Source organism: Pseudomonas farsensis, from assembly GCF_014268805.2.
In the GTDB taxonomy this organism is placed as follows: domain Bacteria; phylum Pseudomonadota; class Gammaproteobacteria; order Pseudomonadales; family Pseudomonadaceae; genus Aquipseudomonas; species Aquipseudomonas farsensis.
In genome coordinates, this window is the sequence record NZ_JABWRF020000004.1 from 330,624 (window position 1) to 354,046 (window position 23,423).

Below are 23,423 nucleotides of genomic sequence, written 5' to 3' on the forward strand. Positions count from 1 at the left end.
CGTTGCCGCTGAGCCCCAACGGCAAGCTAGACCGCAAGGCACTGCCGGAGCCGGACTTCCAAGGCCGCAGCTATGTGGCACCGCGCAATGCGGTGGAGCGTCGTCTGGTGCAGATCTGGCAGGAGGTGTTGGAACTGGATCAGGTGGGGGTCAGCGATAACTTCTTCGAGATCGGCGGCGACTCGCTGCGGATTCTCAAAGTGTTGGGCAAAGTTCGCGGCGAACCGCAGTTGGGGCTGGACCTGAAATTGCGCGACATCATCGGCAAGCCGACCATCGCCGAGTTGTCAGGCTATCAGGCCGGGCCTGACAGCCTGGACCCACTGTTGTTGCTCAATGCGCGCGTACCGGGTGTGGCGCCGTTGTTCTGCTTGCATGCAGGGTTTGGCACGGTATTCGACTACGAGCCGCTGGCCCGCCGCCTTGAAGGGGCGCGCAGTGTCTATGGCGTGCAATGCCGCATGTTGCTTGACCGCGGATGGAACGATGACTGCCTGCAGTCGATGGCCATCGATTATGCCCAGTACATCCGCCAGAAACAGGCCGAAGGGCCGTATCACCTGCTCGGATGGTCGCTTGGCGGTACGCTGGCGGCATTGGTCGCTCGCGAGCTGCGCGACCAGGGTCAGCAGGTGGCATTGGTGGGGCTGGTGGACAGTTTCGTGCCGCAGGCCGGCATTGATCGTTCTGCCGGCGGTTGGCAGGAAGACTTGCCGGGCTACCTGGCGGTTGTCTTCGACTGCCATGCCGACGCGTTGCCCGCGCTGGATGCCGTGGCCGAGGGGGATGTCGCGGCTTTGCAGGCGCTCATCGAGAGGCTCCAGGCAATGCACGGTGCAGCCGGCCATGCAGGCTTTGCGGCAGACGAGTTGGCTCATACCTTCGTTGTGGCGATGCGCCTCAAAGTGTTGGCCGAGCGCTTGCAAACCATGCCAACCCTGGACTGCTCGGTGCGCCTGTGGTGGGCCGAGGGCCAGGACAGCGTGCAGATCGCTGAATTCGAGCAGGCTTTGGGCGCTGTGAGGCAATCGCAGGTGATAAATGGGGTTTCCCATTATCAGATTCTGCGCAGCGAGACGTTGTTGCACGCCTTGGTGGGCCAGCTGAAGCTGGCGCAGAACGTCGACGGCTGATGGCGAGAGCCGGTTCCTGGATGGGAACCGGCCTTTTGCTTTATTGGCGTACGGCTTGTTCGTCTACACAGAGTCATCCTCAGCAAGGATTTATCCGATGCCATTGCATCCTGATCTGGCGGGCTTTCTGGAGCTCGTCGAACTTGGCCGCCTGACCGGCAAAAGCAAACCCATGCATGCGCTGGATGTGGTGCAGGCTCGCGTGGAATTTGAAAACGCATCGCAAATACTTGATGCCAGCCCGCCGCAGGCGGTGGATATACAAGCCTTGAGCATCCCGGGCCGCGATGGCCACAGTATCGCTGCACGGCTGTACCGTCGCCCGAACGGCGCCAGCACTGCGCAGCCGGTGCTGTTGTATCTGCACGGCGGTGGCTATGTGGTCGGCAGCCTGGATTCCCATGACGTAGTGTGTCGACGTCTGGCGCTGGCCGGCGACTTTGCCGTGCTCGCACCGGCCTATCGGCTGGCGCCGGAGCACCCGTTTCCGGCGGCTGTGCATGACTGCCTGGACACCGCCAACTGGCTGGCTGCGCAGGGTGTGACGCTGGGCCTGGATAGCGAGCGGGTGGCGGTGGGGGGCGACAGCGTTGGCGCAACTTTGGCCACGGTGCTGGCCATCGCTGCGGTGCACGAGCCTGAACTACAGCGGTTGCGGCCTAAGGCACAGCTATTGTTCTACCCGGTAGCCGAGGCCAGCACCACACGCGCATCGCATGCCCGCTATGGCGAAGGTTACCTGCTGGAAACCGCTACGCTGGATTGGTTCTACCGCCATTACGCGCCTGCCGCTGCTGACGACTGGCGCGTATCGCCGCTGCGCCTGGAAGGGCTGCGTGCACTGGCCCCGGCACTGGTGTCGCTTGCCGAATACGACCCTCTGTTCGACGAAGGCCAAGCCTGGGCCGAGCGCCTGGCTGCCAGCGGCACACAAACTACCTTGCAGGTGCAGGCAGGGCTGACGCATGACTTTTTGCGGATGCACGGTATGGTTGCAGAAGTGCAGGGCATCTATGCGCACCTGGGGCAGTGGTTGGCTGAACGGCTCTGACCCGCAGCGGCGGCATAAAAAAACGCCCCCGGACCGATGTTGGTCCGGGGGCGTTTTTTTGTGCGCTTAGTAGGTGGCGCGAACAGTCAGGGTGAAATTACGCGGTTCGCCATAGAAGTTGCCGTTGGCTGAGGTGCCGACGGTCTGATAGTACTTTTTGTCGAAGATGTTGTTGGCGTTGACCACTGCGGCCCAGTGCTCGTCGATCTTGTACTCGACGCTTGAGCTCCAGATGGCATAGCCGGCCTGGATAAACTTGAAATCCTCGGCCGCACCGTCGTACTGGCCGGTAACCGGATTGTAAGGCCTGATGGTGCCGCTGCGGCCATTGTTGCTCTGGGCGGTGACGCCAAGGCCGAGCTTCCACTTGTCCAGCTCGCCAGGCAGTTTGTAAGTGCTCCACACTTTGAGCAGGTGTTTGGGGGTGACATAGGCGAAGATATCGCGGCTGGAGTCCGAAGCCTTGTCCACCGTGTGGTTGTAGGTGTAGCCGGCGAACAGATCGAGCCCGGTCAGCACCTCACCGCTTATTTCGGCATCAAACCCTTCACTGACGACCTCACCTTGGTTCAGGTAGCAGCAGTTGGTTGCGCCAAACGTCTCTGGGTAGCGGGCATCCTGGATGGCAGCGCCCTCTTGCTCGATACGATAGATTGCAAAGCTGGTGTTGATCCTGTCGTCGAACAACTGCCCCTTGATGCCGACTTCGTAGTTTTTCGAGGTGGCAGCGTCAAGCGTCTTGTTGTCAGCTGCTACCTGCAGAAACTGCGGTTTGTAGGTCTCGGCATAACTGACATAGGCGGTCCATTCTGGCGTCAGGTCGTAGGTCAGGCCGGCGTATGGGGTGGTGACACCCTGTTCCTTGAGCGCCCGGTGGTAGGGCGCTGGGTTGTCCAGAACATTGCCAAAGTCGTCGAAGAAGACTTCGGTGTCACGGTACTTGTAAGTGGCTACGCGGGCGCCAAGGATGAGCTTGGTGCGGTCGTTCAACGACAGCCGGGTCATGCCGTAGTAGCCGTATTTTTCGGTGGTATTGTCGTGGGTCTTGTTTGGCGTGGTGCCTGGGTCGGCCGGCTGGGTTGGGTTGAATACATCCACCGGGGTGAAATTGAGCAAGCCCCAGCGTTGCACGGTGTAACCGTCCGAATGTGAGTAGTCGCCGCCAACCAGCACATCATGGTGCAGATCGAACAGGTCAAAGCCACCTTTGACGTAGCTGTTGATACCTTTGCGCTCAAGCCCCGTCTTGGCCGGGTAGTTCAACCAGCTGGTGCCTGCCCCGGTGATAGGGTCGACCGCACCGTTGGCGAACAGCGAGTTGGCGTCGCGGTCCATGTCCATCCAGGTCAGGTCAGTAGTCCAGACCCATTCTTCGCCGAGATTCTGGTCGAGCTTCAGATAAGCCTGCTTGGTTTTCTCAAGCGACGAACCCCAATTGGTCAGGTAGGCCGTCTTGCGCGACAGGCCTATGTCGGTGCCGTCCTTGTAGCGCGGCAGGCCGCCGAAGTTGGGCACGCCTTCGCCCTCCTGGTAGCTCGCACCGACGGTCAGCAGGGTGTCCGGGCTCAAGTCGAATTCCAGCGACCCGTAGAACAGGTGTTTTTCGTTGTTGGCCGTGTCGTAGAAGAAATCGTTGCTTTGATAGGCGGCGCCGGCGCGGCCGCGCACATTGCCGGTCTCGGTCAGCGGGCCGGTAACGTCAATCTCGGTGCGATAGGTATCCCAACTGCCAGCCGATGCAGAGAACTTCAGTTGGTTGTGGGCCAAGGCGCGCTTGCGTACCAGATTGATGGTGCCGCCAGGGTCGCCACTGCCGGAATACAGGCCGTCAACGCCACGCAGGAACTCGACATGGTCGTACTGTGCGAGGTCCAGCTGGCTGACCTTGCCGTAGCCGGAAATTGTGCTGTCCATTGGTGCGCCGCCATCGAACTGGATGTTCGAAACGGCAAAACCACGGGAAAAGAAGTTGGTGTCGTTGCCCAAAGACGAGCCAGAGGCTCCGTTCTTCTGCAAAGTCACGCCGGTGGTCTTGTCCAACGCATCACTGAGGGTCGTGAGGTTCTGGTCTTCGATACGCTGGCGGGTCACCACCGTTACCGAGTGCGGAACTTCCTTGATCGACTGGGCGACCTTGCTGCCAACCGTGGTGGCGCCGGTTGTGTAGGAACCGGTGTTTTCGGTGGTCTGGCCCAAGGCCGAGGCATTCACCGAGGTGGCGCCGAGGCTTATGGCCCCTTCGCCGGCATCGGAGGGTACTGAAAATATCACCGTGTTGCCGTCCAGCGTGTAGCTGATACCGGTACCGCGAACCATCTCAGCCAAGGCTTGCTCGGGCTCGTAGGTGCCCTTGACCGCGTGCGAGCGCAGGTGGGTGAGCATGTCGGGGCTGTACACGAACTGTAACTTGGTGCTTTTACTGATTGCCTGCAATGCGCCAGGTAGCGGTTGCGCAGGAATGTCGAAAGCTTGCGGTGCGGCCTGCAACTGGGCGCTGTAGCCCAGTACCAATGCGGCACTCAAGGCCAGAAGTGCTTGTGGTGGGCGTAACAAGGTCCGTTTTTTCAGCGCTGGTGAATGGCTCATGTGACTGCCTGTTGTAAAAAGGTGTTGTGGTAATTGCGAATGGTTATGGTTATGAGACGCAAGGCGAAAAAAAACCGGAAAAGGAATTTCCGGTTTCTAGTTCAGGCTCAGGCGTTGACGCGTTCGCTGATGACTTGGCCAGCCTCCATCCGCACCAACTGATCGGCGCAATCGAAGTAACGATCATCATGCGAGATCACGATGATGGTCTTGCCCAGGCGTTGCAGATCGGGCAGCAGTTCGGTGTAGAACACTCTGCGGAACGTCGGGTCCTGGTCGGCGGCCCATTCATCGAACACCAGCACTGGGCGCCCCTCGACCCAGGCGTTGACCAATGCCAGGCGCTTACGCTGGCCGGTCGACAGGTCGGTGGTGCTGAAGCGTCCGTTCTCCACGCTGACCTTGTGGGCGATTTCCAGGCGGCGCAGATACTGATCAGCTTGTGCCGGTAGCGCCTGGTCGGCCTGGATAACGTCGTCGAACAGGTAGTAGTCGGCAAAGATGGTGGTGAACAGTTGGCGATAGTCGTCGCGGCTGGCGTGATCGACGGCCTGGCCATCGAGCTGGATCACTCCCTGTTGCGGTGCGTACAGCCCGAGCAGCAGCTTGATCAGCGTGGTCTTGCCGCAGCCATTTTCGCCAACGATGAATACGATTTCGCCTTGAGCGATCGTCAGGTTCACTGGGCCCAGGCGAAACGGTAGTTGCTCGCCGACCGGCGGGAATGCGTAGGTCACATCGCGCAGCTCCAGCTCTCGGATGCTGCGTCCGGTCTGCACTGGGGCGTCCAGCACCAGGTGTGGCTCGGGCGATGAGAACCGCTGCGAAAGCTCGGCAATACGGGCAAACGCGATCCGGGCCTTGCTCACGATTGGCAGGGTGCCGATCAGGTGCTCCAGCGGGCCTTTCATGTACAGCAGCACCAGCACGAAACCGCTCATCACGCTTTTGTCGTTGCTCGGCCAGAACGCCTGCAATGCCAACGCCAGACCAATGACTACGAAGAACAGCATTGAGCCAAAGGCCTTGGCCACCACAAAGGTATTGATTGCCTTGACCTGGGTGCTGCAGATGAAATTGGCGGTGCCCACGATGCCTTGGTTGAACATACGCTTGCGCCGCGGGCGGTGGATGCGCAGTTCCTTGGCGCCTTCGGCGATGGCGCTATAGTTCTTCTGCAGCTCGTCCTCGGCTTCGCGCGCCGCCTCGAAACCGCGCAGCCCCCGCGATTGAGCGATGAACTGGGCGCTGCAGCCGATCACGATGGCTGCCAGCATCAACAGAAACATCGGCCAGGACAGCATTGCCAGGTAGCCCATGCAACCCAGTGTCACCGTCAGTGAAATCGCCAGCGGCGCGAAGGCGAAGGCGAAGTCGCTGATGGTGTCGACATCGTGGGTCAACACCGGGATAAGCCGGTGGGTACGGAAGCGCTCGATCTGTTCGATCGGGGCTGCCAGCACCTTCTCACCCAGTTCACGACGCAGTTTGGCAATGATGTTCTGGCCAACATGGTTAGTACCCATATCGGACAGGATGGTACTGAGCAGCGCCAGGGCACACAGCCCCGCGAAGCCCAGTACCAAACCCTGGCTCATGCCACCGTCGCTGTGCAGGCCGTTGTTGATGGTGGCCAGCAGGGCGGTGACACTCAGGCCACCGACCATGCCCAGCACTATCGACAGGGCGACCACCGGCCAGAACGGCCGCAGCAGCGCCAGCAGCTCGCGCATGGCGCCGCGGGGTTGATTGCTCATCGAAAGGTTTCCCGTGGTCAGGCGCTGGTTGCGCGCAGGGCGGTCGGGGCGTTGCTGGCCTGGTTGCCGAGGTGCTGGTACAGCGACTGGCCAATTTCCAGGGCGCGGGCCGGCAGTACCGAAAGCAGCGTGTCGGAAAGCCCGTGGGAGGCCTCGCAGAAGCCTTGCAGGTAAACGCCGGCAGCGAACTCGGGGCTGGCCAGGGCGCGGTAGTCGCGGTCCACCTCGAAGTCCTTGAGGTGCTGTTGCAGCGGCGCCAGCAGCTCGCGGTGCGAGCGGCGCTCGTAGCCGGTGGCCAGAATCACGGCGTCGTAGCGGTGGGTCTGGCGCACATCGGTGGCCAGGTCGCGCAGGGTCAGCTCGATACCTTCGGCAGTGTTGACCACTTGTTCGATATCGCGTCGGCACAGCACGTGGTGGCGATACTGATGGGCGACTTTCTGGCGATACAGAATGCCGTAGATGCGCTCGATCAGGTCGACGTCGACCACCGAATAGTTGGTGTTGTGGTACTCGTTGACCAACTTTGCCCGCTCGGCGTGGGGCTGGTTGAACACCAGGTCGGTGTATTCAGGGGCGAAAATTTCGTTGACGAACGGGCTGTCGTCGGCAGGCTTGAGTGCCGAGGCGCGCAGGATCATGTCGACCTTCACCGACGGGAAACTGTCGTTCAGGTCGATGAACGCTTCGGCGGCGCTCTGGCCCGAGCCGATGACGGCAATGCGCATGGGCTTGCCCTGGGTGCACGGCAGTTTTTGCAGGCCGGCCAGGTATTGCGAGTGGTGGAACACCCGCGGGTCATCCTTGAATGCGCGGAACGCCTCTGGGATTTTCGGCGTGCCGCCACTGCCGACTACTACGGAGCGGGCACGGCGGGTGTATTCGCGGCCTTGCTGGTCACGCGAGACCAGGCGCAGGTGGTCGACCTTGCCATCGTTGAGTGCCGGCTCGATGCGCAGCACTTCTTCGCCATACACCGCCTGGGTGGCGAAATGGTCGGCGGCCCAGCGCAGGTAGTCGTTGAACTCCAGGCGGCACGGGTAGAAGGTGCCCAGGTTGATGAAGTCGGCCAGGCGCTGCTTCTGGTGCAGGTAGTTGACGAAACTGTAGGGGCTGGTGGGGTTGCGCAGCGACACCAGGTCCTTGAGGAAGGAAATCTGCAGCTCGCTCTGGGTGGCCAGGGTGTTGCCGTGCCAGCGGTAGTCGGTCTGCTTGTCGATGAACAGCGCGTCGAGGGCGTGGCCGTTGGTTTCGGCAAGCTCTTCCAAGGCGATTGCCAGCGCCAGGTTGGAAGGGCCGAAGCCGACCCCGATGAGGTCGTGGATGGTATCGGGCGAAGAGGTCTGGCTCATGGTTGCGGTTCCTTGGATGGTGGGTGGGGGCGCCGTAGGGGCACCCCCGGTCCTCTGCAAGTACACCGATAGGAACGAGCCTGGGTTGGCAGAATTTACCGCCGTACGGCGCTCAAAGTTCGCGGGCCACGCGCAGCCCAATCCAGTCGCCGCGGTTGGCAGGGTCGGCCTCATTGCGATTGCCCGAGCGTGAGAAAATGGGTGCTTCGCCCCAGTCATTGCCGCGAATGCTCACCCGCTCGCAAGCGCCTTGCATCCAGGCGCTGCCGTCGCTGGGCGCGCCTTGGTAGGTGTCGTGGTAACAGTCGGCAACCCATTCGTAGACGTTGCCGTGCATGTCGTACATGCCGAAGGCGTTGGCCGGGAAACTGCCCACCGGAGAGCTGAAACTGAAACCGTCCTTGGGGCCGTAGACGTTGGCGTGCTGGCTGATTTCGAAGTTGGCGTCGGCTTCAAATGGGAACATGCCGGTACTACCTGCGCGGGCTGCGTACTCGCGCTGGGCTTCGCTGACCAGGCTGTAGCGCTGCCCGGTCGTTTTCGACAGCCATGCCGCGTAGTCCACGGCGTCGTGATAGCTCATGCACACTGCGGGTTGGCGTGGGCCCTGTTTGTAACTGGGCTTGCCATTGCGGCAGAGGCGTCCGGGGCGTTCGTCGCCGTCAGCGAGGGTGACGCCTGCCGCTTTCTGATAAGCCTCCCATTCCCCGGCAGTCACCTGGAAGCGGCTAATGGCAAAAGGCTTGGCGAAGGTCACCGGGTGCTGCGGGCTTTCGTCGTCCTGGCGGCCCATTTCATCGTCCGGTGTGCCCATGGTGAACGTGCCGGCGGGCAGCACGACCATTTCCGGGCATGCCTTGCTGCAATCGCGAAACACGGTGCCGGGTTTGCCGGCAGGTTGTGCAGCCAGGGCTGGCAGGCTGCATAAGGCCACTGCGGCGGCCAAGGTCAGTCGATACAACGGTGCGTTCATGATGCTGCCTTGTTCAAAGTTGTTGGGTGATCAGGGCCATGGCGCGGTCGATCTGCTGTTCATCGTTGAGCAGGCTCGGCGCCAGGCGGATGACCGGGCCGACATCGCGGTACACCGCATCGCACATCACCTTGTTGGCGGTGAGGTGGGCGGCGACGGCGTCGGGGTCACGGTCCTTGATACGGAAGAAACTGAAGCCTGCCGAGTAGCGTTCGCTGCGCGGCGTCACCACCTGGATCTGCCGGTGCTCGCTCAGGCGCTCCTTGAACAGGCTGTTGAGTTGGTGGATGCGCTGCTGCACGTCGGCCTTGCCCAGTTGCAGGTGCAGCTTGAACGCTTCGCCTGCGGCCCAGCGGTGCTCGAAGGCGTGGTAGCCGCCTGGGGTCATGATGGTGGCGAAGTCTTCGTCGCGGGAGAACGTGGCGATGGTCGGCGTAAGGTGTTCCATGCCGGTCGAGGCCGCGCAGATGATGCCGGTGCCGCGCGGGCCGAACATCCATTTGTGGGTGCCGGCAATGAAGTAGTCGCACTTGAAGTCGGCAAAGCGGGCGTTTTCGACCCCAAAGCCGTGCACGCCGTCGACCACATACAGAATACGCTCGGCTTCACTGCGGTTGCGGTTGTGCTGGCGCACCAGTTCGCCGATCTCGCCCACCGGCAGTTTGACGCCGCTGCCCGAATGCACCCAGGTCATGCCCAGCACCCGGGTGTGGGGTTTGATGGCTTTGTCCAAGGTGCTCAGCACCTGGTCGGTGGACACTGTCCAGGGGTCGTCGAACAGGCGGATGGTGCGCACTGCGGTGCCTTGGCGCTGGGTGCGGAAGGCCAGGGCCTTTTGCGCTGAATAATGCTCGTGCTCGGTGACCAGAATTTCCTGGCCAGCGCCGACTTGCAGGCCGCCGTAGATCAGCGCCAGGCCCTCGGTGGTGCTGCCGGTCAGCGCGATCTGCCGCGGACCGACTTCCAGGTAGCGCCCGGCCCACTCGCGCACCTCGTCTTCGCGCTGCCATTCGTACTGGCTTTCCCAGTCCATCAGCGCCGCCGGGTTGCGGTCCAGGTCGGCGCGGTGGCGGTCGATGGCCGCTTGCACCGGGCGCGGGTGAGCGGTGACCAGAAAGTTGGCGAAGTGGGCGATGCTTGGGTCCAGCGGGAACAGTTCACGCAGGTTGCGCCACTTCTCTGCACCACTCAGCGGTTTGCTGGCAGGGGTTTGCCCATGGGCCAGCAGTGGCAGGCTTGCGGCCAGTACGCTGGCCTGTTTGAGAAAGGTGCGGCGGTTGCTCATCGGGTAATGCTCAGCGGTTGGCGACGGGGCGGGCGGATTTTTGTACCTGTTCCCAGGTGCGCAGGAAGTTGCCTGCCCAGAGCTTGGCGATGTCGGTTTCGCTGTAGCCACGGGTCAGCAGCTCGGCGGTGACGTTGCGGATTTCGCTGACGTCCTTCCAGCCTTCCAGGCCGCCGCCGTCGTTGAAGTCCGAACTGATGCCGACGTGGTCGATACCGACTTTTTTTACGGTGTAGTCGATGGCATCGACGTATTGCTTGAGGGTGGCCTTGGGTTCTTCTTCAAGGATGCCGTACAGGGAGCCTGCGTATTCGCCAAAGCGCGCCTCGGGCCAGATGGCGATGACGGCATCGCCTGGCATCAAGGCATTGGCCAGGCCTTGCAGCGGTTGCAGGTCAAAACGCGCGCGCAGCGCGTCGAGTTTGTCCAGCACCGGCTTGCTCAGGGGCTTGAGGTACTGGCCGAAACCGACCACCTGGATCACGCCGCCGCTGTCGCGGATCAGCTGCATTTCCTTGTCGGACAGGTTGCGCGGGATGTCCACCAGGGCGCGGGGCGCCGAGTGCGAAGCCACCAGCGGCGCGCGCGACAGGCGGGCGACGTCTTCAAGGGCCAGCGTGGACATTTGCGAGACGTCGATGATCACCCCAAGGTCGTTCAGCCGCGCAACCGCCTGCTCGCCCAGCGGCGACAGCCCGCCCAAGGCGTCGGCGGTGTCGTTGAAGAACGGCAGCGGGCGCGACGAGTCGGCCCAGTCATTGTTGCCGGTGTAGCTGAAACCGAACATGCGCATGCCGCGCGCAGCCCACAGGTCGAGCTGGCTCAGGTCATGGCCCAGTGGGTAGGCGTTGAGCATACTGATGAAAATGGCGAACTTGCCTTCGCCATTGAGGCGGCGGAAATCTGCCGGGGTGTAGGCAATGCCGACCTGGTTGGGGAAGTCGCGGACCATGCCGGTGATGATCTTGTAGCGCACTTCCTGCTCGTGCCGGGCGGCGTCGACAAAGCCCGGGGTAGGGCGGTGCGGGGCGTTCTCGCCGTTCCAGATTTCCGGCCAGCCGAACACCGTCAGCGCGGCCCCCGACAGGCGACCCCGGCCAGCCTTGACCAGGTCGAACTGGCCTGCCCCGTCCTTGTCCAGCTCGTTGCCGGCGCTGCCCAGGTCCAGCGGCACGGTAACGTGGCTGTCGAACGACAGCATATGCTCATGCAGGGCTGTGGCCTGTTCGACGATCTTGTGCGGGTAGCCGGCGTCCTTTTGCTGCCAGTAGAGGTAGCCGGCGGCGCTGCCCAGGGCGACCGCCAGGGCCAGGGGCAGGCCGATGTACAGGGCTTTGCGGGAACGGGTCTTGGTCATTGCCATCTCGTGCTGGGCTGATCGGAGCGCCCGGCCGGGGCCTTGACGGCACCCGGGCAGGGCTTGGGTATCAGGTGGACGAATGGGCGGCTGGCAAATTTATCGCGCGCTGGCGCTCAAGCCTGGCGTGGCGCTGCCGATAGTGCGCTTATCGACACGTCCAATTTACGGAGATCAGGGGCATGGCAGGTATCAGTGGTATCAGCATCAGCAACCCGGCCGCCACCCAACCGCTCACCACAGCGGCTGCGGATGACAGCAGCGAAGGCAAGCAGACCTCGTTGCAGATCGACGGCACCGCGCTGGCGCTGGGGTCTTCGGTGACCGAGGCGCAAAAGAAGGCTGCGGCCAGCGAGCCGCAAAGCGACGAGCCTGCGCACATCAAGCAACTGCGCGAGATGATCAAAGAGTTGCAGAAACAGATGGCCGAAGAGCAGAAGCAACTGGCAGCGCTGATGGCGCAGAAGGTCGATGACAGTATCAAGCTGCCGCAGGTCATGGCTAAGCAGGCCAGCATCGCCACCTTGAGCGGCCAGATCCAGGCGGCCACCGCGCAGTTGCTGCAGGCCCTGGTCAAGCTCGGTAGCGGCAGCTCGGGCAGTATGGTCGACACCCAGGCCTGAACCCGCCTGGCGGCGCCAATGACCGGGTTCAGCAACTGGCCCGGTCAGGCCCGCCCGTCCGTGAGTATCAGCGCTGCAAACACCCAGCAACACTTCCCGGCAAAAATCCCGGATAATGCGCGGCATTTTCCGCCCCGCTTTCTGGTACCCCTTCGCATGGAAATCAAGGTCAATTTTCTCGACAACCTTCGTCTTGAAGCCAAGTTCGACGACTTCACGGTAATCGCCGACCAACCCATCCGCTACAAGGGCGATGGCTCGGCGCCTGGGCCGTTCGATTACTTCCTTGCCTCCTCGGCGCTGTGCGCGGCGTACTTCGTCAAGCTGTACTGCCAGACCCGCGATATCCCGACCGAGAATATTCGCCTGTCGCAGAACAACATCGTCGACCCGGAAAACCGCTACAACCAGATTTTCAAGATCCAGGTCGAGCTCCCCGAGGACATCAGCGACAAGGACCGCCAGGGCATCCTGCGCTCCATCGACCGCTGCACGGTGAAGAAGGTGGTGCAGACCGGCCCCGAGTTCATCATCGAGCAGGTCGACAACCTCGACGCCGATGCCCAGGCGCTGCTGATGCCGGTGTCCGACACGCGCACCTGCATCCCCGGCAAGGACCTGCCGCTGGAGCAGACCATCGCCAACATGTCGGCGATCCTGGCCGGCCTCGGGATGAAGATCGAGATCGCCTCGTGGCGCAATATCGTGCCCAACGTGTGGTCGCTGCATGTGCGCGACGCGCAGTCGCCGATGTGCTTCACCAACGGCAAGGGCGCGACCAAAGAAGCCGCGCTGGCCTCGGCGCTGGGCGAGTTCATCGAGCGGCTGAACTGCAACTTCTTCTACAACGACCAGTTCTGGGGTGAGGACATCGCCAATGCGGCGTTCGTGCATTACCCCAACGAGCAGTGGTTCAAGCCTGGCCCGAAAGACGCGCTGCCGGCAGAAATTCTCGATGCCTACTGCCTGGAAATCTTCAACCCCGACGGCGAGCTGCGCGGTTCGCACCTGTACGACACCAACTCCGGCAACAAGGAGCGCGGCATCTGCTCGCTGCCGTTCGTGCGCCAGTCGGACGGTGAGACGGTCTACTTCCCGTCCAACCTGATCGAAAACCTCTACCTGAGCAACGGCATGAGTGCCGGCAACACCCTGGCCGAGGCGCAGGTGCAGTGCCTGTCGGAGATCTTCGAGCGGGCGGTGAAGCGCGAAATCCTCGAAGGCGAGCTGTGCCTGCCGGATGTGCCGCAGGAGGTACTGGCCAAATACCCTGGCATCGTTGCCGGTATTCAGGGGCTGGAGGAGCAGGGCTTCCCGGTGCTGGTCAAGGATGCGTCGCTGGGCGGGGAATTCCCGGTCATGTGCGTGACCTTGATGAACCCGCGCACCGGTGGCGTATTCGCCTCGTTCGGCGCCCACCCAAGCCTTGAAGTGGCGCTTGAGCGCAGCCTCACCGAACTGCTGCAAGGGCGCAGTTTAGAAGGCCTCAACGACTTGCCACAGCCGACCTTCGAAAGCCACGCGCTGACCGAGCCGAACAACTTCGTCGAACACTTCATCGACTCCAGCGGTGTGGTGTCGTGGCGCTTCTTCAGCGCCAAGGCAGACTTCGAGTTCGTCGAGTGGGACTTCAGCGCCAGCGGCGAAAACGCCAATGCGCAGGAGGCCGCCACGCTGTTCGGCATCCTCGAGGAGCAGGGCAAGGAGGTGTACATGGCCGTCTACGACGACCTGGGGGCCACTGCGTGCCGCATTCTGGTGCCGGGCTATTCGGAAATCTACCCGGTCGAGGACCTGATCTGGGACAACACCAACCGCGCGCTGGGTTTCCGCAGTGACATTCTCAACCTGCACAAGCTCGACAACCGCTCGCTGAAGCTGTTGCTAAAGCGCCTGGACAACGCCGAGGTGGACGATTACACCACCATCACCACGCTGATTGGCGTCGAGTTCGACGACAACACGGTGTGGGGGCAACTGACCATTCTTGAGCTGAAGCTGCTCACGCACCTGGCCTTGCAGCGCTTTGACGATGCCAAGGAGCTGGTGGAGATGTTCCTGCAATTCAACGACAACACCGTCGAACGCGGCCTGTTCTACCAAGCGCTGAACGTGGTGCTGGAGGTGGTGCTGGACGACGATCTGGAAATGGCCGACTACGAAGCCAACCTGCGCCGCATGTTTGGTGATGTGCGCATGGACGCGGCGTTGGGTTCGGTCGATGGCAGCGTACGCTTCTATGGCCTGACCCCGACCAGCACCAAGCTTGAGGGCCTGGACCGCCACCTGCGCCTTGTAGAGAGCTACAAGAAACTGCATGCAGCGCGGGCCAGGGCTGCCGGTTTGCACAGCTCGCGCTGAGCTTGGCAAGCTCCCATAGGCCGCAGCCCGCTGCGACAGTGATGGATGGCGCAAAATCGCCATCATCTCTGTGTGGCGAGCGGGCTTGCCCCGCGTTGGGCTGCTAAGCAGCCCTGATGGCCTCCCGGTGGCTACCGTAACGTTACTGCCCGGTGCCCCACCCCAGCGATAAACTGTGCCCAGGCGCCAAGACTGCAACTGCGCACGCAGGTGGGTGCGGTTGCTTGCCGTTGCTGGGATGCCGTATGGCAACAACGCAGATACACGGATGTAGCGAATTCAGTCACACGGCATGCGCACCATTTTCCATGTAAGGACGCAGAGGAAATTCATGCCATGGCTGATGCACATCTAACGTGTATTGGACGCGATCGCGTTGCCGTTGAAGACATCCGTGCGGCCAGGGACGCGCTCTTGGCCAGTGATACGTTTCACAAGTCTCCGCGAATGAGCCGGTTGTTGGCGTATCTGGTCGAACGGGCCATTACCGATTGCGCCCGGGACACCAGCGAATACGCCATCGGCATCGGCGTTTTCGACCGCGATCCGCTGCACTACAGCCCCGGCGAAGACCCAGTCGTCAGGGTGCAGGTCGGGCGCCTGCGGACGAAACTGAAAAACCACTATGCAGCCCCTGAATGCCTGGCATGCATTGAAATCGTGGTGCCTCTGGGCTGCTACATGCCGGTTTTCCAGCGCAGGCGCGCCCCCGCGCTCAATCGGCCTGATGCGGGTGCATTCGCTGTCAGCCCGTTCAAATGCGTGTCCGCGGATGCCCATGGTGAGTATTTCGCCCTCGGGCTGCACGAGGAACTGACCCACCTGCTGTACAAGAATCTCGGCCGGCGAATCATCATCGAACACGGTAGCGAGCGGGCGTTGGAGGACAAGTCTTGCCACCGCCTTGAGGGCAGTGTGCATGTCGATGCCGAGCGGGTTCGGACCTGTGTGCGGGTGATCGAGGTGCAGTCCGGTTGCCTGGCCTGGTCAGAGCAGTTCGACGGCGCCGCGCACCTGGCGCTTACCCACCAGCAGGCCATGGCGTTGTCGATCTGCGACGCCTTGCAAGCGTTTCTCAACGCGCCCACCCACAGTGCGCAGGCGTTACGGTAACGCTACTTATCCCGCTGCATGACGCTTGTTAGGTTTGCTCTCGAACCCACCGGTCTGGCCAGGGAAGGATGTAGGCCAGGCGGTGGTTCGATCGTCAGCCAGGAGCAATCAAGGGCTGGCAAACCTCAATGTGTTAAGGATCGACAGGTGACGCCATGACTACATTCGCGATGAATTTCGACTTCAATTCGGCCCCGGAAATGGAGGTGCTGGAGCAGTTGCAGAAGCAGGGTTACTACTTGCTTGGCTTCAAAGGGGCAGAGGGACCCAACCAGCTCACTGCCGGTGTACCCACCTGGTTCTCGGTGCCCTTTGGCGATATCTTCGGCAAGGTCGCTATCGAATACACCCCCAAGTACAAGCTGTACGTGACCACTCAGCGTGATATCGCGGCCAATACCACCATCGAAATGGAGAAGACTTCCGGCGAACTGTCGCTCGGCAATGCCCAGACGTTCAATCCCAGCGGCGGCTTCGTTTCGGGTGGCGTGACGGGCGTACCGGCTGACAGCCTGGGGTTGTTCAACAACCGCCCGGCCGGCACTCCGCCACTGACCGTGGGGCTTGCAGGGTTGGTGGCGACTCCTCAGGGGGACAAGTACCTGCCGTTCTGTGCATTCACCTTGAACCCGCAAGGGTCCATTGTGATGAAACCACTGGATAACATTTTGCTCGTGGCCGCGCAGAGGTCCCTGAAGTCCGGCAATGTGCAGGCAAGCGTATCGGCGCCAGGCTGCACCTTCGCTTTCTCTGCCAGCGCCATCAAGTATGAGCTGCAGGTTCTGCCAAGCACCTATGCCATCAGCAACCGGCCTGGCGCTGCGTCGGTGAACCCGGTCAGTTCTGGGTCGACCATCGGCACCATCATCAACTCGCCGCGCTGATCGGCCTGTTGTGTTGCAACGACACCCGTATACGCCTGGGGCGCATACGGGTGTCTTTCTTTCGGGCAGAGGTGTGCATGTCTGTTTACCGGCTGCGGATTGCCTTGCTTGCCTGGTTTCTGCTGAGCCCGGCAGGCATGGCGGCGCCCCTGCAACTGACCTTGTCTGTCAACGATGAGGCCAGGCAGTTTCTCATCGATACAGGGCAGCAGATCATCGTGGTGCTGCCGGAACCGTCGTCGCCAACCGAGGCGATGGTGGTGGCGGTGGCACTGGAGTTGCCACTGGTGGACAGCGCCGAGCTGATACTGGAACTCGATCGCGAGCTGTACGTTTCCAACCAGTGGGTTTTGCCCCTTGGGGAGGTGGTCATGAGCGCCTCCCATAGCGCACAAACTGGCCGTGCCTACCGTTTCGATGGCCGAAGCATCAGTGAGGACGGGGCCGGCTTGCCTGGTTACCTGAGCCTGTACTTCGACGCGCCGCCCAATGCGCGGCCCGTGCAGGCTGGCCTTGCCGGTTTTGTCTACTGGAAAGCGGCGGGCCGGGCCGAGCACCCCTCGCCATTGCGCTACTTCACTGCCCAGCGGATGCAGACCCAGATCGTGGCCAGCACCGAGCCGCTGCTATGGGTGTTCGTGGGCAGCGGAATCGGTAATGGCAGCACGCTGCCACGGGCTCTGCTGAGGCCGGCCGCCCCCGTATTGACCAGCGCCCCGCGCGTGGCGGCAAGGCCGACAAGCCTGCAATTCGGCCGTTATGCCGCGGTGAAGCCGAGTGCCGGTAACACGACCATCCTGCATTTCGACCTGGCCCTTGGGGCGTTCGTTGAAGGCCCGTATCCCCAGACCCCCTGAGGGTTACGGTAACGCTACTTCACCGGGTTGCGGCAACTCGATAGCGTGAGGATGTGGGCCAGGGATGCGCGGGCGGAGTCAGCGCCAGACGGAGCTCCGGAGACCCACAGCTACCTAACTTGACTGGAAGGAAACCAACATGACGACTGAAATTTATGACTCGAGTGTGCCCGCTGTCATCGCCACAGGGCTAACTGGCCGCAAAAACAATGGGGTCTGGGAAGTGGATAACTGTGTGGCCGTGCCCCCACATGCCGGCGTTCAACCGAATGGGTGGTACATGCTGCGGATGCAGGATGGTTACTTGTCCATATCGGTGATATGCACCGGTGTGGGCATTCCCGGTGCCGTCCCGGCAACGTTCGTAGAACGCTGACCTGAGTGAAGGCTGGCTTGGTATGCCCGGTGGCAGGCCTACCAAGCCAGCTTATTTGGTTAGGCCTGGCGGGATTCGATTGAGGATGATTGATTCGCGTGAAGACCAGCTACCACCTCAGCTGCGGTAGTGACCTGGCCGAAATGGTGCTTCCAAAGTTCGATGCCGATCTGGCCGGAGCGGTCCAGCGACGAGCCCATGGTCAGGTCGGTCACCAGCGTGGGACACAGCCCTGCATCGAACAGGGCAAAACCTGCGGCGAGCACGCAGGTTTCGGTTTGCAGCCCGCACACCAGCACGCGCTCCACCCCCAACCCCTTCAGGTAGGCAATCGCTTCCGGGCTTTGCCCGTAGCCGTGTTTGACGAACACCTGGTCGGCTTCCACCAGCGCGATATCGTCGCTTGCCGGGTGCCAGCCAAGCTGGCGCTGGAACGGCGTGACCTGCTCGTCATGCAGCTCGATGGAGGCGATGGCGGGAATGTTGGCCGACAGTGCGCGGATGCCATCAACCAGTTTTTCCGAAGGGCTGAAGGTGGATTGCACGTCGACAATGAGCAGGGCTTGGCGCATGGAGAGGGCGGGTCCGGGTTGAAGAGGCCGCCGAGTATACCGTTGTCTGCGAGATCGAGCGCCGCTGCGCAGCGCATCGCAGGCTATCGCCAGCTCCCACAAATACTGCGCCAGCCCGAGATAGAGATATCTGACTGACATCCTGTGGGAGCTGGCGATAGCCTGCGATGCGCCGCACAGCGGCGCTGTGTCTCAACAACGCCTCAAGCAGCCAACCGGCCGCTGGCAATCGCTTCCGAAGCCGCCAGCATCGCCCGCAGCAACACCGCACAGCCTGCCGCCAGGTCCTGCGGTGTGGCGTTCTCGATTTCGTTGTGGCTGATACCCCCTTCACACGGCACGAAAATCATCCCCGCCGGCCCTAGCTCGGCCAGGAATATTGCGTCATGCCCTGCACCACTGACGATGTCCATGTGCCCCAGGCCCAGCGCGCTCGCCGACTCGCGCACCGCATCGACACACCCTCGGTCAAAGTACAGCGCCGGAAAATCAGCAGTGGGTACCAACTCGTAGCTCAACCCATGCTTGGCTGCAGTCGCCTCGATGACGGCTTGCACTTCGCTGATCATCGCTTGCAAGTGCTCGCTCTCGAGGTGGCGAAAATCGAGCGTCATGCGCACCTCGCCGGGGATCACGTTGCGCGAGCCTGGGTAGGCCTGCAGGCAGCCGACCGTGCCGCAGGCATGCGGCTGGTGGGCGAGGGCGGTGCGGTTGACTGCTTCCACCACGGCGGCAGCGCCAACCAGGGCGTCCTTGCGCAGGTGCATCGGGGTGGGGCCGGCGTGGGCCTCGACGCCGCGCAGGGTCAGGTCGAACCATTTCTGGCCGAGGGCGCCGAGCACCACGCCGATGGTTTTTGCCTGGTCTTCAAGAATCGGGCCCTGCTCGATATGCGCCTCGAAATACGCACCCACAGGGTGGCCCAGCACGGCGCGTTCGCCGGCATAGCCAATGGCGTTGAGCGCCTCGCCAACGCTCACGCCCTGGGCGTCGCGCTTGGCCAGGGTTTCTTCGAGGGTGAATTTACCGGCGAACACCCCCGAGCCCATCATGCAGGGCGCAAAACGTGACCCTTCTTCGTTGGTCCACACCACCACCTCCAGCGGTGCCTCGGTTTCCACGCCAAGGTCGTTGAGCGTGCGCAGCACCTCAAGCCCAGCCATTACCCCGAAGCAGCCGTCGAACTTGCCGCCGGTGGGTTGGGTGTCGATATGGCTGCCGGTCATCACCGGGGCCAGCTTGGGGTTGCGCCCCGGGCGGCGGGCAAAAATGTTGCCCACCGCATCGATGCTGACGCTGCAGCCGGCCTCAGTGCACCATCTCACGAAGAGGTCGCGGGCCTGGCGGTCGAGGTCGGTGAGTGCCAGTCGGCACACCCCGCCCTTGGGCGTGGCGCCCAGTTGCGCCAGGTCCATCAGCGATTGCCATAGCCGAGCGCTGTTGACGTGGTGTTCGGTGGACTGCAAGACGTGCTTGGCGGGAGTGCTCATGGGTGTCTCTCCTCAGGCTGTTTTTATCTGCAAAAGCAAATGCGCGTTAGGGTCGGCTGTTGATCAGGGCAGCGGCTTGGCCACTGGCACCGGCCCGCGTACTGCGAGGCGACCGAGGGCGTAGTACAACCCGCCACCGAGCAAGGAACCTGTGAACCAGCCGTAGTCGTAGAACCAGCTGAAACGGGCGTTGCCGATAGCCAGCACGGTCAGTGCCACCGGCACGGCAAAGGCGATAAACCCTGCGCGGTTCCAGGCTGGGTACACGTCGTCACGGTACAGCCCGGCCAGGTCCAGGCGCTGGCGGCGAATCAGGAAGTAGTCCACCACCATGATCCCGGCGATGGGCCCAAGCAGGCTCGAATAGCCCAGCAGCCAGTTGGAGTACACACTCTCAAGGCTCAGGTCGGAGACGATCCAGCCGAGTTTCTTGAGCAGCTCATGGCCCATCAGCGCCAGGCCGATGAAACCGGTCAGCCACACCGCACGGGTGCGGCCGATCAGGCGTGGGGCGATGTTCTGGAAGTCGTTGGTCGGCGAGACGATGTTGGCCGCGGTGTTGGTCGAAAGCGTGGCGATGACGATCAGCGCCATGGCCAGCGCCACCCAGCCTGGGCTCTGAATGCGGCCAATCAGGCTGACCGGGTCGGACACCGTTTCGCCCACCAGCGACGCCGAGGCGGCGGTCATGATGACCCCAAGTGCCGCGAACAAAAACATGGTCAGCGGCAAACCGAAAATCTGCCCCAGAATCTGGTCTTTCTGGCTTTTTGCGTAGCGGCTGAAGTCGGGGATGTTCAGCGAAAGCGTCGCCCAGAAGCCCACCATGGCGGTAAGCCCCGCGCAGAAGTAACTGACCACGCTGGCGCCTTCCGGGCGCTTGGGCGGCTGGGCCAGCAGTTCAGTCATCGACATGTGCGGCAATGCCCACACCAGCAGGCCAAAGCCCACCGCCACCAGCAGCGGTGCCGATAGCGTTTCGAGCCACTTGATCGACTCGGCGCCGCGCAGCACCACCCACAGGTTCAAGGCCCAGAACAGCATGAAGCCGATCACCTCGCCAGTGCCGCCCAAGGCCTTCCATTCCGGCGATATCGAGCCCAGGAACAGGTGAATGGCCAGCCCGCCGAACATCGTCTGGATACCGAACCAGCCGCACGCCACCACGGCGCGAATCAGGCACGGTACGTTGGAGCCGATGATGCCGAACGAAGAGCGCAGCAGCACCGGGAAGGGGATGCCGTACTTGGTGCCCGGGAAGGCGTTGAGGGTCAGCGGGATCAGTACGATCAGGTTGGCCAGCAGGATCGCCAGCAACGCCTCGCCCACGCTCAGCCCGAAGTAGGCCGTGAGCACGCCGCCCAGGGTGTAGGTGGGCACGCAGATGGACATGCCTACCCACAGCGCGGTGATGTGCCACTTGTTCCAAGTGCGCTGGTGCACCTTGGTGGGGGCGATATCGTGGTTGTACCGAGGGCTGTCGAGGACGTCGCCGGCGGCGTCGAGCTCGAACAGGCCGTGCTGCTCGATCACTTTCGATCTGCTCTGTTGCATGGGGCTCTCCAGGTTTTTTCTTATCGTTGTCGCTCATCGGGCTGTTGCGATGGCCGGAGTACACGCACCACAAATACTGCACCTCCAGTCCGGCCATGGCGGTTGGCCTGCGCCTTCAACAAACGTGCCGGGTTGGCAATGGCCTTCCCGGCGCACTGCCGCCGACCGGAGGTAACTCACTGACTTGCAATCAAATTCAGCATCGCTGGCAAACGCACCGGATCACGGGCCGGGTGCTTGCTGGCCGAATGGGCCGCCACGCTGTGGTTCAAAGCGGTGCGGCCGGTAAAACCTCAGGCGTGATCTGCGCCTTGCCGAAGGTTTTCAAACAGCTGAATTTGCGTAGAAAATCTTGCTCATTTTGGCTTCCTGTCAAGTGCGTCAAAATGGTGAGGGCCTGCTTCGTTTTGGTGATTTGTATAAATATTCCTTGTTTATCAGTTAGTTATCTAAATTGTAATTTGCTTATATTTTTTCTTGATCAATATCCGATCAGCAACTAGCCTCGAATCTTGTCAGGCCTGACAGGATTGCTTCGAGCCCCCAGGCACTGGCAGAAAATTCCAAGAACCGGCCAAGACCGGTCAGCCTGCGAGGAAGACGGCATGTCCCTGTTGATCCGTGGTGCCACCGTGGTCACCCACGAAGAAAGCTACCCCGCCGATGTTCTGTGTGCCGACGGGCTGATCCGTGCCATTGGTGCAAACCTCGACGCCCCTATCGGCTGCGAAGTGCTCGACGGCAGCGGCCAGTACCTGATGCCCGGCGGCATCGACCCGCACACCCACATGCAGTTGCCGTTCATGGGCACGGTGGCCAGCGAGGACTTTTTCAGCGGCACCGCTGCAGGCCTTGCCGGCGGCACTACCTCGATCATCGACTTCGTCATCCCCAACCCCCAGCAGTCGCTGCTCGAAGCCTTCCACACCTGGCGTGGCTGGGCGCAGAAAAGCGCCAGTGACTACGGATTCCACGTTGCCATCACCTGGTGGAGCGAGCAGGTCGCCGAAGAAATGGGCGAACTGGTGGCCAACCACGGGGTGAACAGCTTCAAGCACTTCATGGCCTACAAGAATGCCATCATGGCCGCCGACGACACCCTGGTGGCGAGCTTCGAGCGCTGCCTGCAACTGGGTGCGGTACCAACGGTGCATGCCGAGAACGGCGAGCTGGTCTACCACCTGCAGAAAAAACTGATCGCCCAAGGCATGACCGGCCCCGAAGCCCACCCGCTGTCGCGCCCGCCGCAGGTTGAAGGCGAGGCCGCCAGCCGCGCCATCCGTATTGCCGAAACCCTCGGTACGCCGCTGTACCTGGTGCATATTTCCAGCCGCGAGGCGCTGGATGAAATCGCCTATGCCCGGGCCAAGGGCCAGCCGGTATACGGCGAGGTGCTGCCAGGCCATCTGCTGCTCGATGACAGCGTGTACCGCGACCCCGACTGGGCCACTGCCGCCGGCTACGTGATGAGCCCACCGTTCCGCCCGCGCGAGCACCAGGAGGCGCTGTGGCGCGGCCTGCAATCGGGCAACCTGCACACCACCGCCACCGACCATTGCTGCTTCTGCGCTGAGCAAAAAGCCATGGGCCGCGATGACTTTAGCCGCATCCCCAATGGCACCGCAGGTATCGAGGACCGCATGGCGGTGCTGTGGGACGCAGGGGTGAACACCGGGCGGCTGTCGATGCACGAGTTCGTTGCACTGACCTCCACCAACACGGCGAAGATTTTCAACCTGTTCCCGCGCAAGGGCGCCATCCGCGTGGGCGCCGATGCCGACCTGGTGCTGTGGGACCCGCAGGGCACGCGCACCATCAGTGCCAGCACCCACCACCAAAAGGTCGACTTCAACATTTTCGAAGGCCGCACGGTACGCGGGGTGCCCAGCCACACCATCAGCCAGGGCAACCTGCTTTGGGCCGATGGCGATCTGCGTGCCACGCCCGGCGCTGGGCGTTACGTGCAGCGCCCAGCGTACCCCTCGGTGTACGAGGTGCTGGAGCGGCGCGCCGAGCAGCAGCGCGCCGTGCCGGTCAAGCGCTGACCAGGCACTGCGCCACCCCATAACAATAGAGCTACACCTGTTGACTGCCATCCC

At 62.2% G+C, this 23,423-nt stretch carries 18 protein-coding genes (1 of these 18 only partly in view); 9 read left to right on the forward strand and 9 right to left on the reverse strand.

Translation table 11 applies throughout. From position 1 onward, the window contains the following. Both HU719_RS21110 and HU719_RS21115 read left to right on the forward strand, forming a co-directional pair. A protein-coding gene (locus HU719_RS21110; RefSeq protein ID WP_217843725.1) for a non-ribosomal peptide synthase/polyketide synthase crosses the window boundary here: on the forward strand, positions 1 to 1,133 show its 3' end. 15,088 nt of this gene lie to the left of the window's left edge; 1,133 of the gene's 16,221 nt are visible here — the last part of the coding sequence; its start codon lies off the left edge, out of view; the stop codon is at positions 1,131 to 1,133. 97 nt (positions 1,134 to 1,230) lie between these two features. Then, a complete protein-coding gene (locus tag HU719_RS21115) occupies positions 1,231 to 2,184 on the forward strand; it encodes an alpha/beta hydrolase (RefSeq protein ID WP_186534456.1) in 954 nt (317 codons plus the stop codon). Positions 2,185 to 2,250: 66 nt separating this feature from the next. On the opposite strand, the gene HU719_RS21120 is transcribed toward HU719_RS21115, so the two are convergent. The 6 genes from HU719_RS21120 to pvdM form a co-directional block, all read right to left on the reverse strand. Next, entirely contained in the window at positions 2,251 to 4,770 is a 2,520-nt protein-coding gene (locus tag HU719_RS21120; protein ID WP_186534457.1) for a TonB-dependent siderophore receptor, read from the reverse strand. A gap of 107 nt (positions 4,771 to 4,877) precedes the next feature. After that, positions 4,878 to 6,527, reverse strand: a complete 1,650-nt coding sequence (locus HU719_RS21125) for a cyclic peptide export ABC transporter (RefSeq protein WP_186534458.1) — start codon at positions 6,525 to 6,527, stop codon at positions 4,878 to 4,880. Positions 6,528 to 6,544: 17 nt separating this feature from the next. Continuing rightward, a complete protein-coding gene (locus HU719_RS21130) occupies positions 6,545 to 7,879 on the reverse strand; it encodes a lysine N(6)-hydroxylase/L-ornithine N(5)-oxygenase family protein (RefSeq protein ID WP_186534459.1) in 1,335 nt (444 codons plus the stop codon). Positions 7,880 to 7,991: 112 nt separating this feature from the next. Further along, complete coding sequence (locus HU719_RS21135; protein ID WP_186534460.1) at positions 7,992 to 8,852, reverse strand: formylglycine-generating enzyme family protein; 861 nt, start codon at positions 8,850 to 8,852, stop codon at positions 7,992 to 7,994. Positions 8,853 to 8,865: 13 nt separating this feature from the next. Beyond that, positions 8,866 to 10,137: a pyoverdine-tailoring periplasmic protein PvdN gene (gene pvdN / locus HU719_RS21140; protein WP_186534461.1), complete on the reverse strand. Its 1,272-nt coding sequence runs from the start codon at positions 10,135 to 10,137 to the stop codon at positions 8,866 to 8,868. Between the two features lie 10 nt (positions 10,138 to 10,147). Then, complete coding sequence (gene pvdM / locus HU719_RS21145) at positions 10,148 to 11,494, reverse strand: pyoverdine-tailoring dipeptidase-like protein PvdM (RefSeq protein ID WP_186534462.1); 1,347 nt, start codon at positions 11,492 to 11,494, stop codon at positions 10,148 to 10,150. A gap of 182 nt (positions 11,495 to 11,676) precedes the next feature. On the opposite strand from pvdM, the gene HU719_RS21150 reads away from it, so the two are divergent. The 6 genes from HU719_RS21150 (at position 11,677) to HU719_RS21175 (ending at position 17,708) form a co-directional block, all read left to right on the forward strand. Continuing rightward, complete coding sequence (locus HU719_RS21150) at positions 11,677 to 12,117, forward strand: hypothetical protein (RefSeq protein WP_186534463.1); 441 nt, start codon at positions 11,677 to 11,679, stop codon at positions 12,115 to 12,117. A 156-nt stretch (positions 12,118 to 12,273) separates the two neighbouring features. Then, a complete protein-coding gene (locus HU719_RS21155) occupies positions 12,274 to 14,478 on the forward strand; it encodes an OsmC domain/YcaO domain-containing protein (protein ID WP_186534464.1) in 2,205 nt (734 codons plus the stop codon). A gap of 447 nt (positions 14,479 to 14,925) precedes the next feature. Next, positions 14,926 to 15,591 carry a hypothetical protein gene (locus HU719_RS21160; protein ID WP_225917352.1) on the forward strand — a complete coding sequence of 222 codons (666 nt, stop codon included), beginning with the start codon at positions 14,926 to 14,928 and terminating at the stop codon, positions 15,589 to 15,591. A 155-nt stretch (positions 15,592 to 15,746) separates the two neighbouring features. Then, positions 15,747 to 16,475 (forward strand): hypothetical protein, encoded by a 729-nt coding sequence (locus HU719_RS21165; protein ID WP_186516691.1) that lies wholly within the window; start codon positions 15,747 to 15,749, stop codon positions 16,473 to 16,475. 77 nt (positions 16,476 to 16,552) lie between these two features. Continuing rightward, entirely contained in the window at positions 16,553 to 17,332 is a 780-nt protein-coding gene (locus tag HU719_RS21170) for a hypothetical protein (RefSeq protein WP_186534465.1), read from the forward strand. Positions 17,333 to 17,471: 139 nt separating this feature from the next. Then, the gene (locus HU719_RS21175; RefSeq protein ID WP_186516687.1) at positions 17,472 to 17,708 is read left to right on the forward strand and encodes a hypothetical protein; all 237 of its coding nucleotides are present in this window, start codon (positions 17,472 to 17,474) and stop codon (positions 17,706 to 17,708) included. Positions 17,709 to 17,767: 59 nt separating this feature from the next. On the opposite strand, the gene HU719_RS21180 is transcribed toward HU719_RS21175, so the two are convergent. The 3 genes from HU719_RS21180 to HU719_RS21190 all read right to left on the reverse strand — a co-directional run bounded on the left by HU719_RS21180 (position 17,768) and on the right by HU719_RS21190 (position 21,324). Further along, positions 17,768 to 18,280 carry a cysteine hydrolase family protein gene (locus HU719_RS21180; protein WP_186534466.1) on the reverse strand — a complete coding sequence of 171 codons (513 nt, stop codon included), beginning with the start codon at positions 18,278 to 18,280 and terminating at the stop codon, positions 17,768 to 17,770. Between the two features lie 203 nt (positions 18,281 to 18,483). Beyond that, positions 18,484 to 19,770, reverse strand: a complete 1,287-nt coding sequence (locus HU719_RS21185; RefSeq protein ID WP_186534467.1) for a Zn-dependent hydrolase — start codon at positions 19,768 to 19,770, stop codon at positions 18,484 to 18,486. Between the two features lie 63 nt (positions 19,771 to 19,833). Continuing rightward, the gene (locus tag HU719_RS21190) at positions 19,834 to 21,324 is read right to left on the reverse strand and encodes an NCS1 family nucleobase:cation symporter-1 (protein ID WP_186516683.1); all 1,491 of its coding nucleotides are present in this window, start codon (positions 21,322 to 21,324) and stop codon (positions 19,834 to 19,836) included. A 605-nt stretch (positions 21,325 to 21,929) separates the two neighbouring features. On the opposite strand from HU719_RS21190, the gene hydA reads away from it, so the two are divergent. Further along, on the forward strand, positions 21,930 to 23,369 hold the full coding sequence (gene hydA, locus HU719_RS21195) for a dihydropyrimidinase (RefSeq protein ID WP_186516682.1): 1,440 nt from the start codon (positions 21,930 to 21,932) through the stop codon (positions 23,367 to 23,369). The last annotated feature ends 54 nt before the right edge of the window (positions 23,370 to 23,423 follow it).